Source organism: Exiguobacterium sp. s101, from assembly GCF_018617835.1.
GTDB lineage: Bacteria > Bacillota > Bacilli > Exiguobacteriales > Exiguobacteriaceae > Exiguobacterium > Exiguobacterium marinum.
The window spans coordinates 16991-35200 of record NZ_JACSKX010000014.1 but is presented as its reverse complement, the minus strand read 5'-3'; the positions used below and the strand labels follow the sequence as shown (position 1 = coordinate 35200).

Here is an 18210-nt window from a genome sequence, read left to right as displayed (position 1 = left end):
GTGAGAATATGGAGATGGCAGAACGCGTAGAAGAATTGCGTAAAACGTTAAATCAATACGGATACGAGTATTACGTGCTCGACCGTCCGAGCGTCCCAGACTCGGAGTATGATCGCCTGATGAACGAATTGATTCAAATCGAGACAGACTACCCTGAACTACGAACACCGGATTCTCCGACACAACGCGTCGGAGGGGCGCCTCTTGACGCCTTCGTCAAAGTGACCCACGATACACCGATGCTCTCACTCGGCAATGTATTCTCAAAAGAGGAACTCGTGGAATGGGTGGAACGAATCGAGAAGGACCTCGGTTATACACCGACCTTCGTGGCTGAACTGAAATTTGATGGACTCGCCGTCTCTTTAAAATATGAGAATGGTCGTCTCGTGCGAGGCGCGACGCGAGGGGACGGAACGACAGGTGAAGATATCACCCAAAACTTGAAGACGATTCGTTCGATCCCACTTCGCTTGAAAGAGGATGCAACGTTTGAGGTCCGAGGTGAGGCGTATATGCCGAAGCGTTCGTTCGAACAGTTGAATGATGAACGGGAACGGGTCGGTGAGCCATTGTTCGCAAACCCGAGAAACGCAGCGGCCGGTTCACTCCGGCAACTCGATTCGAAAATAGCAGCATCTCGAAACTTGGCATTTTTTGCATACGGTTTGGTGTCGCAAGACGATCTCGTCGCGTCGCATGACGAGTCGCTCGATTATTTGAAGCGACTCGGAGTCGCTGTGAGCGGAGACTACACGACGTGCAAAACGGCCGATGAACTATGGGATTATATTGAGACGTACGTGACGAAACGTGGCGAACTCCCGTATGAAATCGATGGGATTGTCATTAAAGTGGCAGGGTACGAAGAACAGGAACAACTCGGCTTCACAGCGAAAAGTCCACGCTGGGCCGTCGCCTATAAGTTCCCGGCAGAAGAAGTCGTGACGACAATCGAAGACGTCGATTTCAGTGTCGGTCGTACGGGGAAAGTCACACCGCGGGCACGTTTTTCTCCAGTATCTGTAGCAGGGTCGACGGTGACGTATGCGACACTTCACAATGAAGATTTTATAAAGGAAAAAGATCTTCATATCGGTGATCGGGTCGTCATTAAAAAAGCGGGAGACGTCATTCCGGCAGTTGTCTCAGCAATTGCGAGTGAACGGAGCGGAGATGAACGAGTGATTGAATTTCCGATCCATTGTCCAGCATGTGAATCCGAACTGATTCGCCTTGAAGGTGAGGCCGATCATCGCTGCGTCAACCCAGAGTGTCCGGCCCAATTGCTCGAAGGACTCATTCATTTCGTCTCACGGCAGGCGATGAATATCGACGGACTCGGTGAGAAAGTGATCACGCAACTCCATGAGGCGGACCTCGTCCATAACGTAGCGGACTTATATCGCCTTAATCGGGATGACCTGCTCAGACTCGAACGCATGGGGGAGACGTCGGTGACGAACCTACTCTCGGCGATTGAACAGTCGAAACAAAATTCGCTCGAACGTGTGCTCTTCGCCCTCGGCATTCGTCTCGTCGGTCAAAAGGCAGCCTCTTTGATTGCAGAACGATTTGAAACGATGGAAGCGATTATCAAGGCGAAGGTCGAAGAACTGACGTCGATTGATGGCATCGGGACGAAGATGGCCGAGTCGATTGTCCTCTACTTTGAAAAACCAGAAGCACGTGAACTCGTCAAAGAATTGGCGGAATCGGGTGTGAACCTGTCGTTCAAAGGGACGAAACGTCCGACGACCGAAGGTGCTCCTTTATCTGGTAAGACGGTCGTATTGACGGGGAAATTACATGAGATGACACGTGGCGAAGCTGGGAAGCAGCTTGAACTTTTCGGTGCGAGTGTGACAGGAAGTGTGAGCAAAAACACAGATTTACTCGTTGCCGGTGAAAAGGCAGGTTCGAAACTGGCGAAAGCCGAATCCCTCGGAATCGAAGTATGGGATGAGGCTAAGCTGCTCGACTTTATAAACGAACAGGCGTAAGACGTTCGCTTCGGCGAACGTTTTTTGTTTTTTCGGAAATAAATGGGATTGAGCAGGTTCGCACAAGCGTTCGAGGGGTATAGATTAACTAAATCAAAATGTTAATATATTTTTGCGAGAGAACCCTTAGACATCAGGACTTTCACACACATATCCCTCTCATTCCTCTACGTGATGAAAGTCTCCATTCAGGACGAAGTCGATTCGTGCGCCTGCTTCCACCTTAGAGGAGGGACCAACATCATGACACACAACATCCAGCGCTTCATTGCCGTATTTACTATTCTCATGTTCCTTTCAACATTGATTACCGTCCATGTCGTAAATGCTGATACAACAACGTTTCGTTATATTCAAGTAGATTTGACGGACGAGGAAATGGAAACATTATACGAATCAAGTTTAGTTTATGAAGGCATCACGTTTTATGGGGTACGTGAATCAGCTGACATTTGGCGATTCGTTATTGATGCGGAGTCGGTCGATGATTCGTTGATTGACGTCATCACGCTCTATGATGCGGAAGGTGTCCCTTATACGTTTTCTCCGAATATCATTTCGGACTTGTATCCTGTTGAAGTAGAAGAGCCATCTATAGTCGAAGAACCGGAAGTGACCTCGACTATTGAACCGGAACCAGTAGCAGAAGAACCGGAGTCTGAACCGATGCTCCCGGTACTTTCAATCGAGGCGGTGAACATTGCTGGGGTCGACCAAGCTGTTGTCGGGGGTGAACTTTCCTATACGTTTATCGTTGAAAATATAGGAGACACACCGTTGACGGTGACAAATATGTCCCATGAGTATTTCAGTGGGAATCTAGAACAATTATCAGTCGAATCGTTCAATCAACGTGTTTTTGACCGTTTGAATGAATTGATGGGGGATGACGGACTCCGTCCTGGTGAACAGGTGGAAGTGACAGAGCTCTTATCGATTCCCGCTGACTATTCGATCAGTACCGGTCCTGAGATTGGTAGTCTATTTCGCGTGACAGGAGTGGATGAATTCGATCGAATCGTCACATCAGAAAGTCAGCAAATTATCCTCTTGCAACAACCTGATTTTACAGTGAGTGCTACGAGTGAGAAGGCGACCGTACAACCGGGAGAACCTGTTCGATACACGTATACGATCACCAACACCTCGAAAATCACTTTGTTCTTATCTGACGCTATGCTTACATGGCCGAACGGTGCTTTGACAGAAGAAGAACGAAACATGGCAAATAGACGGTTCAGGGAGCAAGTCGAAGCGATTCCTACCTTCATAGACGGGTTCGGTCCGGAAGAAGAAGTGACGTTCTCTTTTGAACTCCCGCTCTTCCCATCCTATGATGTGAGAGCCGGGGCTGAGTTGATTCAACGTGCGACGTTCACCTTTCAAGTAAATGAAGATGTAGGAGTCGCACGATCCATCGACGTACCGGTGGGAGTGAAGCAAGCCGTCCCGTCAAAAGAAGAAGAACCGAAACAAGAGTCTAAGAAACAGCAGCAAGAAGTGAAGACAGAGGATGTATCCGTCGTGAAAATCATCGTTCAGGAGAACGGAGCGCCACCAGTCGAACACGTTGATGAGTCTGACACGTACGCGCAAGATTTACTCCCGATGACAGGCGAAGCGGATGACGCGTGGCATGCCATGATCGGTACACTACTTTTTGCCTCCGGACTTCTCTTGTTGATTCGTCGCAAACACCCGTCAACCAAACCATAAATCGAAATCCCTTCTTGTATATGCGAGAAGGGATTTGTTCTGATTCCGCTTCGATACTTTTTTCATGGAACGATTTTGTTATAATGGACAAAGTGAAATAGGAAACGATGTTCAAAGGAGCTACACATAGATGAAATGGAAACAACTCGTCGTCCCGACAATCGCCTCTGCGCTGTTGTTAAGTGGATGTTCAATGAAAATACCGATGGGTGAGGAAGAGGCGACACCGACCGGGGAAGAAACGGCAGCTGAAGGTGTTACGCAAGCGATTGAAGCGCGTGATTCATACTATCAGATGGTGATTCCATTCAAGGCGGCAGCAGCGAGAGGACTTGCCCAGCGTCAAGTCAGTTCGTCATTAGAGCTTGAAGAAGTCGAACTTGGCCTCATGCGCCATTCGACGGATGCGTTCGCCCCAGACAAATTCGCCTATCAAGAAGGCCAACTTCTGAACGCAGAGGACGTTTCGCGTTTGCTTGGACGAAAAGGTGGTAGTAAAGACGAACTAACGCCTTTAAACCCGGCGTATGCAGATGGGAAGGCTGAAGTCGAGGATGACAAATTTGTCGAGGCAAATAAAAAATCACCACTTTATCTGGCTTCAATCGTGGAACAGAATTACATGACAAAAAAGGACAGCGGTTATCAATTAGACGGTGTGTCGTTCGCACTCATTTTAAATCGTGAGTACGTCTTCCAGGCACCGAACTATGGACCGACATATACGGTCAAGCTCGATCAGAAGAAAGTGGTCACAGAAGGCGAACGGATGGCGAACGAACTCGCCAACCAGTTACGAAAACGGGAAGACTTTAAAGAAATAGACATCAACATTGCACTTTACATGAAGTCGACACAAGGCTCACCGACTCCGGGAAACTACATCAAATCCGCATACATCGGAACGAAAGATGAAGTCACATCAAGTAATTGGAAAGCCATCGATGAGAAATATTACTACTTCCCATCGGCTGCAGCGACAAATGAGGTGCGTGAGGATGCCCAAAAGTTTACGCTCTTCAGTGACCGGATCGCCGATCTCTTCCCAGACTACAGTGGGATGATTGGGAAGGGTTTCTATCAGAATGGAGATTTATCACGACTTGAGGTCGATATCCCAATCCAGTTCTATAGCCGTGCCGAACTCGTCGGATTCACGCAACACGTTGTCGGCTTACTTGAGAATCGATGGGAATACAGCCGAAACGTACCAGTCCGAATCAACGTGACCTCACTCGGTGGAGCCCATGAAGTAACGATTGTGTTTGAGGACGGTATGGATAGTCCTAAAGTATACTTCTAAGTGAGAGAGGTTCGTTTTTTGAAACGAATCTCTCTTTTTTTCGTATGAAAAGTGAAAGGATAATCTTTGACCTTATTTGACCAATTGAGTAGAATAGAGTTAACAGAAACGGGAAAAGGATAGGTGAGGTGAATCCATATGGCTAAAAACTATTATGATGAGCTCGGTGTCTCAAAAGGAGCGTCGGAGCAAGAGATTAAGCGTGCATATCGGAAGTTGGCGAAACAATACCATCCGGACGTCAATAAAGATTCTGGCGCACAAGATCGGTTCAAGTCGATTCAAGAAGCGTTTGACGTGTTGAGCGACCCGGAGAAAAAGGCAAATTATGATCGATATGGGAGTCCGGATGGGCCTTCGTTTGGACAAGGATTCGGCGGTGGCGGAGAAACTTACGGGGAAGGATCGGCCCAGTTCGAAGATTTATTCCGACAATTTGGCGGTGGGTCTCGAACGACTTCCCGCACATTCGGATTTGAAGATATGTTCGGCAGTTTCTTTGACCAAGCAGTCGAGGAGGATCTAGATGAATCCGTTCGAATCAATATCCCGCTCAGCCAGCTTACAAAAGACTCGAAAATGAGTCTTCGTCTTCAGACAGGTACTGTTAACGTCAAGATTCCACAAGGTGCCTATGAAGGGCAGAAGTTACGGTTGAAAGGAAAAGGAAGTCGGGTAGGACAATCCGGTAACCGAGGAGACGTGTATGTCGAACTACATTTCACAGATGATGATACGTATCGTCGTGAAGGGGAGCATATCGTGACCGTGAAGCGGTTGCGGCCGCTCGAATTTTTAGACGGAGCGAGCGTCATTATTGCGACGCTCGACGGAGGGCGAGTGAAGCTGAAAGTGAAGCCGGGAAGTCGTCCGGGGCAACGGATGAGGATTCCGGGTCGTGGTGTTATGACCGGTTCGAAGGTACGGTCGGATTTGTACGTGCAACTCGAGGTCGATCTGCCGCTTGATGATGCTTACCGTTCTGTTTATGAACAAATTGAACGTTGATGGATAAGGAGGAGTCGTGATGGACTTTAATCGATTTACAGACAAAGCACATGAATGTATAGTCAGTTCACAAGCGTTGGCGAAACAATATCATCATAGTGAAATCAATGAATGGCACGTGTTGGCGTCCATGATTTCACAGACGGATGGGATTGCGCCATTATTGTTTCAAAAAATGGAAATCAATGTGTCTGAGATTGAAGGAGAAGTCGCGCTATCTTTGAAAAATGCGCCAAAACTTCAAAATCCAACGACACCGATGATTTCGGCTTCATTATTAAATGTCTTGACGACGGCCGAACGGGAAGCGACCGGAATGAATGATGAGTACGTATCGGTCGAACATATTCTTCTTGGTATTTTATTGAACAACAGTCAAGCGCAGGCGATGCTCGAGCGACAAGGCATCACGGAAGAACATCTTCGTGAGGCGCTCGTCGCCGTGCGTGGGAACCGTCGTATCACATCGAAGTCGCCCGAAGCGACGTACGATGTGTTGACGAAATATGGACGCGACCTCATTCAGGAAGTGAAGACAGGAAAAATTGACCCGGTCATCGGACGTGATAGCGAGATTCGTCGTGTCATCCGGATTTTGAGTCGGAAGACGAAAAACAATCCAGTTCTCATCGGGGAACCGGGTGTCGGGAAGACGGCAATCGTCGAAGGACTCGCCCAACGAATCGTTCGAGGCGACGTACCGGAAAGTTTGAAAGATAAGACGATTTTCAGTCTCGATATGAGTTCACTTGTCGCCGGTGCGAAATACCGTGGCGAGTTTGAGGAACGTCTTCAGGCTGTCTTATCCGAAGTGAAGGAAGCAGAAGGTACGATTATTCTCTTCATTGATGAACTGCATACGATTGTCGGTGCAGGAAAGTCGGAAGGTTCGATGGATGCCGGTAACATGTTAAAACCGATGCTCGCTCGAGGTGAACTTCATTGTATCGGTGCGACGACACTAGACGAGTATCGCCAATATATCGAAAAGGACCCGGCGCTCGAGCGTCGCTTCCAACAAGTACTTGTTGCTGAACCGGACGTCGAGGATACGGTCTCCATCTTGCGTGGATTAAAAGAACGCTTTGAGATTCACCACGGTGTACGCATCCACGACAACGCGCTCGTCGCGGCAGCGGTTCTGTCAAACCGTTATATCACCGACCGCTTCATGCCGGACAAGGCCATCGATCTCGTCGACGAGTCATGTGCAATGATTCGGACAGAAATGGAATCGATGCCGGCAGAACTTGACGAGTTGGTTCGTCGTGTCATGCAACTTGAAATTGAAGAGGCTGCACTCAAAAAAGAGAGCGACACAGCTTCGATGAAACGACTCGAAGCACTCCAACAAGAGTTAGCTTCGCTCCGGGAACAATCAGATTCGTTACGTCTCCGTTGGGAAAATGAGAAAGAATCGACACACCGCGTGCAACAAATCCGTGGAGACCTTGAGAAGGTACGTCTCGAGTTACAGGAAGCAGAGAGTCGCTATGACTTAAACCGGGCCTCCGAGTTGAAGTATGGACGCATCCCAGAACTCGAGCGAGAACTTAAGGAAGCGGAACAGTTGGCGGGATCCGTGACGCGCGAACTCGTGCGAGAAGAAGTGACGGAAGAAGAAATCGCCGAAGTCGTCTCGAAATGGACCGGTATTCCGGTGACGAAACTAACAGAAGGAGAGCGGGATAAGCTTCTCAACTTAGAAACGGTCTTGCACAACCGTGTCTTCGGTCAAGACGATGCGATTCGACTAGTCAGTGATGCAGTCATTCGTGCCCGTGCAGGAATCAAAGATCCAAACCGTCCAATCGGTTCATTTCTCTTCCTCGGACCGACGGGCGTCGGGAAGACCGAGCTCGGGAAGGCGCTCGCGGAAGCGATGTTTGATTCAGAAGACCATATCGTTCGACTCGACATGAGTGAATATATGGAAAAACACGCCGTGTCTCGTCTTGTCGGTGCCCCTCCTGGATACGTCGGCTATGAGGAAGGCGGTCAGTTGACAGAAGCGGTTCGTCGTAACCCTTACTCGGTGCTCTTACTCGATGAGGTTGAGAAGGCACATCCAGATGTCTTTAACATCTTGCTACAACTGCTCGATGACGGGCGATTGACCGATTCGCACGGTCGAATCGTTGACTTCAAAAACACGATTGTCATCATGACGTCAAATATCGGGGCAGATATTTTGCTCGAGGCAGCGAAAGATGGGGTCATTGACGAGGACGAGGAGCGTCAAGTGATCGAGAAGCTCCGCCGTCACTTCCGTCCAGAGTTCTTGAATCGGGTGGATGAAACGATTCTGTTCCATCCACTAACGAAAGATCAAATCGGTCAAATTGTCGAGAAGGCGGTCGGGCGGATGAGTGAACGGCTTACAACACGCTCGATTCATATCCAGATCACAGATGCGGCGAAAACGTTTGTCGCTGACGAGGCGTATGAGCCTCAATTCGGTGCCCGTCCAATCAACCGGTACGTGCAACGGACCATTGAAACGAAACTTGCCCGCAGCATCCTAGCAGGAGATGTCGAAGACGGTCAGACGGTCGTCATCGATGTCGAAAACGGAATGTTGACGTTACGTCCCTCGACGGTGAAGGCATAAGGAAAAGAGGAGTCCAATTTGGATTCCTCTTTTTATGTGTGTCGGCGTTGTCGTTTCAAAATGAGATAGCTGGTGCCTAAAAAGATAAGATAGAGCACAGTCCCGATGAATAAGTTGAAGACCCACGGCATCGTTCCCATAAAGATGGAGCGTGTCGCTTCCTGGAACCAGAGCAATAACCAAAAAAATAGTCCGAGACTTGAAACGAGTAGAACCATAAACCGTATGAATTCATCTTTCGTCCACTGTTTCACCAAAAATCCAAGAAGAAACGTCGTACCAAAAATCGCTACTAACCCGATATAGAATAATCCGTCAATCGATAAAGACTGCACGTACACATTCCCCTGCTCGTCGTCAGATTTGTATAATCCAATCTATACAAAGAGGTAATGAATGGAAATCATTATTGTGACACGAGCGGGCGCTCTGGTTGATAGATGCAATATGGTTCTGCTTCTTTATAGTCGCCTGTGACCGCGTATGCTCGGGCCCGTGATCCCCCGCAAAGATAGCGATATTCACAATACCCGCATTTCCCATGATGAGTATCCGGGTCGCGTAACGCCTTGAACGTCGGATGGTGACGATAAATGTCCGCAAGAGGTGTCGTTCGGACGTTCCCGCAGGGGATTGGTAAAAATCCAGACGGCTGAACGTCTCCTGTGTGCGAGATGAAGACAAACCCGTTCCCGTCATTCGTTCCTTTAGGTGCTTTCGCTAAATCATCATGAGGATGTCCGATTGGAGGAAGTCCTTTTCTTTTTCGCCGCTGATTTTCTTGACGCGCCACCCGGCGATAGAACTGGGCTTCCGTCGTTGAGATGATAAACGGTGCCGTTTCTTGAAGTGAGAACGCCCACTTCAATACTTCCTCATGCCGCTCGGGTGAAATGGGTTGTAGCAACGAACCTCGTCCTGTCGGTACGAGGAAGAAAAGTGTCCAAACCGACACACCGAGTGACTCTACGAGTTTCGCCATTTCCGGTAATCGATCGACGTTGTATTCGGTCACCGTTGTGTTGATTTGAAAGGACATCCCTTCTTCCCGAAAATAGGAAATCCCACGAATGGTACGGTCAAAACTGCCTCTCGTTCCTCTAAAATAGTCGTGAGTCTCTGCATCCGGTCCGTCGAGGGAGAACGCCCAACGAGACAGACCGGCCGCTTTCGCCCGTTTCACGGCATCATGAGTGACGCGAGGTGTGGCAGAAGGCGTCATCGAGACACGCATTCCAAGAGAAGAGGCATACTCGGTCAACTCGAACAAGTCTTCACGCATGAGCGGATCCCCTCCTGTGAAGACGAGAATCGGGTTGTTCATCGCCTGAATCTCTCGAATGAGCGCTTTGCCTTCTTCTGTGTCGAGCTCATTTTCATATCGGTGAAACTGTGCCTCGGCTCGGCAATGAACACAGGAGAGCGCACATGCGCGTGTCACTTCCCAAATCACGATGAATGGGTTTTCGTCATAGTCGGTGTGCTTCATACCATCACCGCCTGCTTGAGATGTAGTTTTTCGACCGCCCTTTTGGCGGAATCAACGCAGTCCGGTAATCCGACGCCGTGGAGGATGGCGCCGCAAGCTTCGACACCGTCCCACTTCGCTAGCGCTTCTTCGAACGCACGGACGTCCTGTTTATGTCCGACCTCATATTGCGGCATCGTTTGAATATGCCGTTCAACTTTCGTGAAGAGAGGTGTCCCGACTTTTTGAATACGGCGAAGTTCGTTCAAAGCGAATGATGCAATGGTGTCATCGTCTTCATGTAATAAAGAAGGTACACGTTCAGAACCGATATACATGCGGAGCAACGCTTTATTCTTAGGTGCCAAGTGCGGCCACTTCTTATGCATCCAGCTGCATGCGGTCAAAGCGCTCCCTTCTGACTTAGCGATGACATAGCCAGTTCCGTCTAAAGCATCAACCTCTGACTCGTCGAAGGCGGCGAGTACGGTCATCGAGGATGTCCGTTTTAATTCAGATAACTGTTCGGCTTCAGGAAAACCGAGCAGCGGACCGAGTGCATGAGGAGATGTAGCGATGATGATGCCGTCAAATTGTTCGACCGTACCGTTAGACAATGTGACTTCATGGGGGCGGACGGACTGAACGACGGTATTCAATATGAGGCGGTCAATCGAAGGGCGTAGTGCCTCGACGAGCGCACCAAGTCCTTGATCAATCGACAAAAATTTTCCGGTCTCGGCCGGTTTCACGCCAGCCTGGACAGGAGGTGTGAGAGCTTTCATCCCGAGAATCAGACTGCGAGTTTTTTGTTCAATCGTGATAAACTGAGGGAAAGTAGACTCGATGCTCATATCTTCGAGTGTCCCGTTATAAATCCCGGACAGAAGCGGCTCGATCATCGTATCAACGACTTCTGAACCGAGTCTTGTTCGAAAGAAACGGTCGAGCGAGATATCCTCTTCTTTATATACACGTGGAATCACGAGATCGAATCCTGCGCGAAGCTTTCCTCTCCATGTAAAGAGATCTGTTTTGACCATTGGCCAAAATTTAGTTGGGATACCCATGACCGATCCGGCTGGCATCTGTCTCAGCTTTCCGCGCACATAAATATAGGAAGTACCGGTTTTGGAACGGACGAGCTGGTCCTCGAGACCAAGATCGGTGATGAGCGAAGTCAAGGTCGGTTTTCGTGCCATATAGCCATCCGGTCCGGTCTCTAATGTGAAGCCATCTTGATAAATGGTTTTAATTTTTCCACCGATACGATCTTGCGCCTCGAACATTGTGACGTGGGCACCAGTTTCTTTGGCGTAATATGCCGCGGCGAGTCCGGTGATGCCGCCTCCGATAATTGCGATGTGATTCAATCGATTCACCCATTTCTGTAAAGTTGTTGTCGTATTAACGGTACCGAGAATGTTGACGGAGACATAGGATAAGTGTCACGGAGTTCTAGACAAATTTGTCACGAGTTCGAAAGGGGACGATGAAATGGTTTCCTTTATAGTCATTTCGGCTTTTGTGGTGATAAGTGTGGCTGGCTTTATTGTGATGATGAATCGACATGGTGAAAAGCTGACGGGCGACGAGGAAGACCCACCGATGATTTGGGCGGACGAAGACTGGTATAAAGAAGATGGACCGCCTGATGGGTAATGTGATAAGATGACCCGGTTGAAATTTGATGGAACATGAGGTGATTGAATGAATGTACTCGAACAACAGTTGAACCACTTGATCGATGAATGTCGTCCGTACACGGCTCAAGGGAAAGTAGCTGACTACATCCCTGAACTGGCGCATGTGAAAAACGATTTACTAGGGGTGGCGATTTGTTTGCCGGACGGGACGTATATTCATGCGGGGGACGTTCATTACAAGTTTACGATTCAAAGTGTCTCGAAAGCATTGACACTCTGTTATGTTTTAATGGAATTTGGAGAAGACTATGTGTTTTCGAAAGTCGGGATGGAGCCGACGGGAGATGCATTTAATTCGATTGCCAAGCTCGAGGAGACAGTTCCGTCTAAACCGTTGAACCCAATGATTAATGCAGGGGCGCTAGCGGTGACGAGTATGATTTTAGGGGAAACGGCTGACCTGAAAATTTATCAGTTCCGTCAATTTTTAGGGAGGCTGTTAAATCGACCGGTAGAGGATATTACGTACGATGAAAAAGTCGCCCGCTCTGAATACGAGACGACCGATTTGAATCGTGCACTCCTTTATTTCATGCGCCACCATGGAATTGTAGATGGTGAGGTAGATGAGATTATTGATGTCTATACGAAACAATGTGCCATCGAGATTGACTGCTTTGACTTGGCACGAATCGGACGTGTCTTTGCGGGGAACGGAGAAGACCCGAATACGGGCGAAGAATTAATTCCACGTCGGGTCGTTCGAATTGTCAAAGCGATTATGACAACATGTGGCATGTATGATGCATCGGGCGAGTTCGCTGTTCGAGTCGGTCTTCCCGGTAAGAGCGGAGTCTCGGGTGCGATTTTAGCAGTCGGTAACCATGAACTGGATTTGAGTAATGTCGGGTTTGGAATCTTTGGTCCGGCGCTTGATTCGAAAGGGAATTCAATCGCAGGTATGAAACTGTTAGAACTATTGATTGAACGGTATACCTCGCGCTAAATCGATAAATGTTCCACTGACGTGTCTAACTCTTCTTGTAACGTTTCGATTTTTGCATCATACACAGACTGCAAATCTTCAGGTGGCTTGAAGGTCCGCCAACGCTTTAACAGTTGGTCATGGTCGTTCATCTCACCGAGCTCAGTTTGCATCCTCTTTAACGTGCGGACGGTATCCATGGAGGCATCTGTTTCATAGTTCAACAAATACTCATGTAAATAACGTTCACGCTTGACGGCTAAACGAACTTTATGGAGTGCTTCAACTTGTTCATTTCTGTCCGGTTGCTCATGATAAATACGGATTCGTTGGTTACGTTCTTCTTTCGCCTTTTCTAACATTGGAGAGGCGTTCATTTTTTTAAACGCACGAAATAACGGCCCACCGATGAAACGGCGAATTTGTTGATCGAGCGAAGGCGTCATTTTTTCACTGACGCGTGTCGAGAGAATGGTTCGTTCGATGGCGCGTTGCTTCTCGACCACTTGAAGAAACAATGCATCGAGTTCATTCTGTGACTCAAAGTTTTCAATCAGTACATCGAGGTCTCGTACATGTCCGAGTACTTCCATCAACTGTTTGAGTTGCCGGAACGTCGCAGGTTTTGTCTCATAGATTTGCATGAACGTGATCAGCTTTCGTAAATGAACGCGGGCGCGATGAATGTCCTCCGAATTGGTGAAAGTGAGGGCCTCGGTCACGTAATGATTAAACGTATTCCACGTTTCTAACAGCTCAAATTTTAATTTTTCTGCATGCCGTTGATTCATGATATTATTTCCTTTCTGAAAAGAGATGAGGGTTGTCCATGTACCAAACACATTCATTAAACGAAAAAACAAAACTGTTCTTTACGATTTTCTTTCCAATCTTAGTCACGCAAGTGTCTTTTTATTTGATTAGCTTTTTTGATACCGTCATGTCTGGACGTGCCGGAGCGGTCGACTTGGCAGGTGTCGGTGTTGGATCAAGTCTTTGGATGCCGGTCTACACCGGACTCAGTGGCATTCTATTGGCCGTGGCGCCAATCGTATCGCAAGCACTTGGTGCACGGGACCGACAACAGATTCAACGGACGCTGTTCCAAGGCATCTATCTAGCCGTCATACTAAGTGTCATCACGTTGACATTAGGCTCGTTCCTCGTGCCAATTGCAATCGAGGGAATGGGGCTCAGTACGGAAGGGAAGCGGATTGCAACTCAATACTTACTTGCTCTTGGTTTCGGTGTCTTGCCGATGTTTCTGTTCAACGTGCTTCGCACGCTCATGGATGCGCTCGGCAAGACGAGAGTTTCAATGATCCTCATACTATTAGGGTTACCCATTAATGTCGGATTAAATTACATCTTCATTTTCGGGAAACTTGGTGTTCCGGCATATGGCGGCGTCGGAGCGGGAATTGCCTCGAGCATCACCTACTGGTTGCTCTTTTTCATGGCCTTGTTCTTCGTGAGAAACGGGAAGCCGTTCCGAGAATACAAATTTTTACGGACGACTGAGCGTATCGTCTGGCTCAGACAAAAAGAGTTATTACAACTCGGAACACCAATCGGGCTAGCAATCTTCGCCGAGGTCAGCATCTTTGCAGCAGTCACGCTATTGCTCAGCTCATACGGTGACCAAATCGTCGCGGCACACCAAGCCGCCATTAACTTCGCTTCGTTCGTGTACATGCTCCCGTTGTCGGCATCGAGCGCGTTGACGATTGTCGTCGGATACGAACTCGGTGCGAAACGATTACAGGACGCCGTTCGATATGCGAAAATCGGAATTTCGCTTTGTCTAGGTGTCTCCATCTTCTCTGGTGCCTTGTTGTTTTGGCAAAACGAGCGGGTCGCAGCCATTTATACGAATGATCCGACGGTCGTGGACCTCGCTGCCCACTTCATGATTTTCGCCGTGTTCTTCCAGTTATCAGATGCAGTCGCGGCACCGATTCAAGGGATTTTACGAGGATTCAAGGATGTCAATATCACGCTGCTTCTCTCGCTCGTTGCCTATTGGGTCATCGGCTTACCTCTTGGTTATGTCTTGACGGAACATGCTGGGTTTGGTCCGGATGGGTATTGGATTGGCTTGATTGCCGGGCTCGCAGCCGGAGCGGTCTTATTATTTCTCCGACTCGTATGGATTGTTCGACGCTACGGGACGCTCGAATCGACGTAATGATGCAAAGGTTGTTCGCAATTGTGAACAATCTTTTATTTATTATAAATTGGTCTATACAACTATACTTTTATTAGTTATGATAACATGGAGGAAAACAAAAAGGAGTGGTGAACCGATGGCGACATTGATCAATGCTCGTATCGTGTCAGCGGAGCAAACATGGGAACGTGGATATATCAGATGGAATGGTCAAACGATTGATGAGATTGGATCGATGGAACAGTTTGAACAACAGGATGAGCACGTGATTGATGTCGCGGGGGCGCTCGTGACACCAGGTTTGATCGATGTTCATATCCACGGGGGGTATGAAGTCGATACGATGGACGCGGATGAATCACGACTTCGTCGATTGAGTGAACACATGCTACAAGAAGGTGTCACTTCTTTTTTCGCGACGACAATCACACAATCAAAAGAGGCGATTGAGCATGCATTGACGGCAGTCCGAAACGTAATTGAAGCGCAGGATACGACACTCATCGGGATTCACTTGGAAGGTCCTTTCGTCAATGTGGAGATGGCTGGGGCACAACCGGCGGAATATATTATCGATCCGGATGCCGAGCAGTTTCGGAAGTGGCAAGAGCTTGCGGGTGGGCATATTCGCCTTGTCACGTATGCACCGGAACGGCCGGGTGCCCGTGCATTTGAAGCGGCACTTCGCGAATCAAGTACAATCGGTTCAGCCGGTCATACGAGCGCGACATTTGAAGAGAACAAACAGGCGGGCATCAAACACGGGACACACCTGTATAACCAAATGCGTGGATTGCATCACCGCGAACCAGGTACGGTCGGATATTGTCTATTAGAGAAAGGTGTCATCGCGGAAATTATTCCGGACGGCATTCACAGCCGTCCAGAGATGGTTGACTTTGCGTTCCGTTTAAAAGGACCAGATGAACTCGTCGCCATCACGGATGCGATGCGAGCGAAGGGACTTCCGGACGGACAGTATGAACTCGGCGGTCAACCCGTCAAAGTCGAGGATGGGGCTGCGCGACTTCAAGCCGGGAATCTTGCGGGCAGTGTGTTGACGATGGATGCTGCATTCCGAAACATTCAGGCATATACGGGATGTACAGTGGAAGAGGCGGTCAAAATGACCGCGACGAATGCAGCTAAGGAATTTGGATTGACGACTAAAGGGGACATCAAATCGGGGTTTGATGCAGACCTAGTCGTATGGAATCGCGCGACACATGTTCAGATGACTTTTGTCAAAGGTAAGATCGTATATGAACGGGAGGAACAAGGATGAACGTACTAGTCGCAAAGACGGCGAACGATGCGGAACGAATCGCCTACACGCTAATTAAAGAACGGATTTCAGGGAAACATGACTTCGTACTCGGTCTCGCGACCGGTAGCACACCAGTCGGGATGTATCAGATGTTTAAGCAGGACGCGCTCGATTGTAGCCACGTGACGAGCGTCAATTTGGATGAATATATCGGACTATCACCCGAACATCCTCAAAGCTACAATCGCTTTATGAAAGATCGCCTCTTTGATGAAGTGCCATTCAAACAAAGTCATCTTCCAAAAGGTGATGCGTCGGACCCAGAAGCGGAGGCGGCGCGCTATGAAGGGCTCGTTCGAACGCTCGGTGTCGACTTACAACTTCTCGGGATTGGCGAGAATGGACACATCGCATTCAATGAACCGGGGACGGCACTCGATGTCAAGACACACGTGACCGAGCTCACGGAATCGACCCGTGAAGCAAATCGTCGCTTTTTTGACCGCCTTGAAGACGTACCGACTCATGCGATCACGATGGGACTCGACACGATTATGAATGCTCGTGAAATCGTCCTTGTGGCTATAGGTGAGCGGAAGGCGGAAGCGGTACAGCACATGACTGAAAGTGTTCCGACAGTCGACTGGCCGGCCACAATCCTTCAAGCGCATCCAGGTGTGACAGTCGTACTCGACGAAGCGGCGGCATCGCGCTGCGCAGATGCTCTTCAAGCCCGTGGACGAGAAGCAGCAACACGATTTTTCACCATTCGGGATTAACGAACCTGCGGAATCATCTCCGCGGGTTTTTCTGTGTTCAACTGTGGGAAAGTGTAAAGAAATGAATTTGTCATCAAAACGTTTTCGACAAATTTGACACTTTCCTCTATAATGAGTGAAGCTCATTATTTTGACTCGAAGGAGACCGCGATGAATTCTAGAACACATACTCGTAGACAGCGAAAAGGTCCGTCTGCGTTTTATAAGATATTTAGTGCCCTTGTGCTGATTGCGATTATTGCTGGATCTAGCATTTACGGTACAGCGTTTTATAAAGCTCACAATATGTTGTCCGGCACCCAAGTCACGCTAGAGGACGACCCGACAGTCGAACCGACTCGTTTTGACAAAGAAGATACGGAGTCGTTCTTGATTTTAGGGACAGACCTTTCGCCACAAAAGAAAGCACGTGGAGAATTCGGACGCTCGGACGTTATGATTGTTGTTATCTTGAACAAGAAAGAAAAACAGACGACGATGCTCAGCGTTCCGCGCGATTCGTATGTCAATATCGACTACACGGGCTACAACATCCCTTATGGAAAGACGGGACTTGACCAAGATAAGATTACACACGCCTATTACTTTGGTTCGATGGATGAAACGAATCCAAATAATGGGATGCGGATGGCGACGAATACGATTGAAGATTTGGTCGGCGTAGAAATCGATCATGTCGTTTCGTTAAACTTCCAAGGGTTTGTCGATTTCATTGATGCCGTAGGTGGCGTTGAAATTGATGTCCCGTTCTCTTCACAACAAAACAGCTATGATGCATCACGTGAAACGGTCCAAATCGAACAGGGACTTCAACAGCTTTCTGGTGAAGAGGCACTTGCCTATGTCCGAAACCGATATGACGATCCCCGTGGAGACATTGGACGTGGACAACGTCAAATGGAAGTAATCAATGCCGTGCTCGAACAATCACTCGGCACTTCACTCCTTAACAACTATGATAAGGTCCTGAAAGCCGTTGGGGACAATATGCAGACAACGCTTGGACCAAATGACTATATGCGTTTGATTGAAGATGTCGGGGCACTGCACGATACGGTACAATATCAACTGACAGGTGAAGGTGCCCGAGCAGATGACGGTCACTTCTACTATTTCTTGAATGAGCCGCTTCTTGAAGAAGTGCGTTATCGCGTGCAACAAGCGGATGCGGGTAACCGTGTCGAGCCGATGTCAGATACAGAACTTGAGTCTTACACGTTAGACCCGAACGGGGTAACGTACGAAGCTCAATAA

The 18210-nt window shown here is 48.5% G+C and carries 15 protein-coding genes; 11 read left to right on the top strand and 4 right to left on the bottom strand.

Features of this window, described 5'->3' with window-relative positions:
• The first annotated feature begins 8 nt into the window (after positions 1-8).
• From ligA to clpB, 5 genes are all read left to right on the top strand, one after another.
• Positions 9-2003: an NAD-dependent DNA ligase LigA gene (ligA, locus tag KNO76_RS11710; RefSeq protein WP_214885631.1), complete on the top strand. Its 1995-nt coding sequence runs from the start codon at positions 9-11 to the stop codon at positions 2001-2003.
• 243 nt (positions 2004-2246) lie between these two features.
• Positions 2247-3719, top strand: coding sequence for an LPXTG cell wall anchor domain-containing protein (locus KNO76_RS11705; protein ID WP_214885629.1), 1473 nt, complete (start codon positions 2247-2249; stop codon positions 3717-3719).
• Positions 3720-3849: 130 nt separating this feature from the next.
• Complete coding sequence (locus KNO76_RS11700; protein ID WP_214885627.1) at positions 3850-5022, top strand: CamS family sex pheromone protein; 1173 nt, start codon at positions 3850-3852, stop codon at positions 5020-5022.
• A gap of 138 nt (positions 5023-5160) precedes the next feature.
• On the top strand, positions 5161-6030 hold the full coding sequence (locus KNO76_RS11695) for a DnaJ C-terminal domain-containing protein (protein WP_026826871.1): 870 nt from the start codon (positions 5161-5163) through the stop codon (positions 6028-6030).
• Positions 6031-6049: 19 nt separating this feature from the next.
• Positions 6050-8641: an ATP-dependent chaperone ClpB gene (gene clpB / locus KNO76_RS11690; protein WP_214885625.1), complete on the top strand. Its 2592-nt coding sequence runs from the start codon at positions 6050-6052 to the stop codon at positions 8639-8641.
• A gap of 32 nt (positions 8642-8673) precedes the next feature.
• On the opposite strand, the gene KNO76_RS11685 is transcribed toward clpB, so the two are convergent.
• From KNO76_RS11685 to hemG, 3 genes are all read right to left on the bottom strand, one after another.
• The gene (locus KNO76_RS11685) at positions 8674-8976 is read right to left on the bottom strand and encodes a hypothetical protein (RefSeq protein WP_214885623.1); all 303 of its coding nucleotides are present in this window, start codon (positions 8974-8976) and stop codon (positions 8674-8676) included.
• A 71-nt stretch (positions 8977-9047) separates the two neighbouring features.
• On the bottom strand, positions 9048-10130 hold the full coding sequence (locus tag KNO76_RS11680; protein WP_026826868.1) for a TIGR04053 family radical SAM/SPASM domain-containing protein: 1083 nt from the start codon (positions 10128-10130) through the stop codon (positions 9048-9050).
• A complete protein-coding gene (gene hemG, locus KNO76_RS11675) occupies positions 10127-11491 on the bottom strand; it encodes a protoporphyrinogen oxidase (protein ID WP_214885615.1) in 1365 nt (454 codons plus the stop codon). Before hemG ends, KNO76_RS11680 begins: the two co-directional genes overlap by 4 nt.
• A 157-nt stretch (positions 11492-11648) precedes the next feature.
• Here hemG and KNO76_RS14205 point away from each other — a divergent pair, with 157 nt between their 5' ends.
• Together KNO76_RS14205 and glsA are read left to right on the top strand one after the other, a co-directional pair.
• Positions 11649-11771 carry a hypothetical protein gene (locus KNO76_RS14205; protein ID WP_256442723.1) on the top strand — a complete coding sequence of 41 codons (123 nt, stop codon included), beginning with the start codon at positions 11649-11651 and terminating at the stop codon, positions 11769-11771.
• 48 nt (positions 11772-11819) lie between these two features.
• On the top strand, positions 11820-12761 hold the full coding sequence (gene glsA, locus KNO76_RS11670) for a glutaminase A (protein WP_214885612.1): 942 nt from the start codon (positions 11820-11822) through the stop codon (positions 12759-12761).
• Here glsA and KNO76_RS11665 read toward each other — a convergent pair.
• Positions 12758-13531: a CHAD domain-containing protein gene (locus tag KNO76_RS11665; RefSeq protein WP_214704320.1), complete on the bottom strand. Its 774-nt coding sequence runs from the start codon at positions 13529-13531 to the stop codon at positions 12758-12760. The genes glsA and KNO76_RS11665 overlap by 4 nt on opposite strands.
• Before the next feature lie 38 nt (positions 13532-13569).
• Between KNO76_RS11665 and KNO76_RS11660 the strand changes: the two genes are divergently transcribed.
• The 4 genes from KNO76_RS11660 to KNO76_RS11645 all read left to right on the top strand — a co-directional run bounded on the left by KNO76_RS11660 (position 13570) and on the right by KNO76_RS11645 (position 18210).
• Positions 13570-14928, top strand: coding sequence for an MATE family efflux transporter (locus KNO76_RS11660; RefSeq protein ID WP_026826864.1), 1359 nt, complete (start codon positions 13570-13572; stop codon positions 14926-14928).
• A gap of 118 nt (positions 14929-15046) precedes the next feature.
• On the top strand, positions 15047-16195 hold the full coding sequence (nagA, locus tag KNO76_RS11655) for an N-acetylglucosamine-6-phosphate deacetylase (RefSeq protein WP_214885610.1): 1149 nt from the start codon (positions 15047-15049) through the stop codon (positions 16193-16195).
• Positions 16192-16956, top strand: a complete 765-nt coding sequence (gene nagB, locus KNO76_RS11650) for a glucosamine-6-phosphate deaminase (protein ID WP_214885604.1) — start codon at positions 16192-16194, stop codon at positions 16954-16956. The genes nagA and nagB overlap by 4 nt, the downstream gene beginning before the upstream one ends.
• Before the next feature lie 150 nt (positions 16957-17106).
• Complete coding sequence (locus tag KNO76_RS11645) at positions 17107-18210, top strand: LCP family protein (RefSeq protein ID WP_026826861.1); 1104 nt, start codon at positions 17107-17109, stop codon at positions 18208-18210.

Coding starts and splice junctions, on each gene's coding strand:
- ligA (WP_214885631.1), top strand. CDS start 9: ATGGAGATGGCAGAACGCGTAGAAGAATTGCGTAAAACGTTAAATCAA.
- KNO76_RS11705 (WP_214885629.1), top strand. CDS start 2,247: ATGACACACAACATCCAGCGCTTCATTGCCGTATTTACTATTCTCATG.
- KNO76_RS11700 (WP_214885627.1), top strand. CDS start 3,850: ATGAAATGGAAACAACTCGTCGTCCCGACAATCGCCTCTGCGCTGTTG.
- KNO76_RS11695 (WP_026826871.1), top strand. CDS start 5,161: ATGGCTAAAAACTATTATGATGAGCTCGGTGTCTCAAAAGGAGCGTCG.
- clpB (WP_214885625.1), top strand. CDS start 6,050: ATGGACTTTAATCGATTTACAGACAAAGCACATGAATGTATAGTCAGT.
- KNO76_RS11680 (WP_026826868.1), bottom strand. CDS start 10,130: ATGAAGCACACCGACTATGACGAAAACCCATTCATCGTGATTTGGGAA.
- glsA (WP_214885612.1), top strand. CDS start 11,820: ATGAATGTACTCGAACAACAGTTGAACCACTTGATCGATGAATGTCGT.
- KNO76_RS11665 (WP_214704320.1), bottom strand. CDS start 13,531: ATGAATCAACGGCATGCAGAAAAATTAAAATTTGAGCTGTTAGAAACG.
- KNO76_RS11660 (WP_026826864.1), top strand. CDS start 13,570: ATGTACCAAACACATTCATTAAACGAAAAAACAAAACTGTTCTTTACG.
- nagA (WP_214885610.1), top strand. CDS start 15,047: ATGGCGACATTGATCAATGCTCGTATCGTGTCAGCGGAGCAAACATGG.
- nagB (WP_214885604.1), top strand. CDS start 16,192: ATGAACGTACTAGTCGCAAAGACGGCGAACGATGCGGAACGAATCGCC.
- KNO76_RS11645 (WP_026826861.1), top strand. CDS start 17,107: ATGAATTCTAGAACACATACTCGTAGACAGCGAAAAGGTCCGTCTGCG.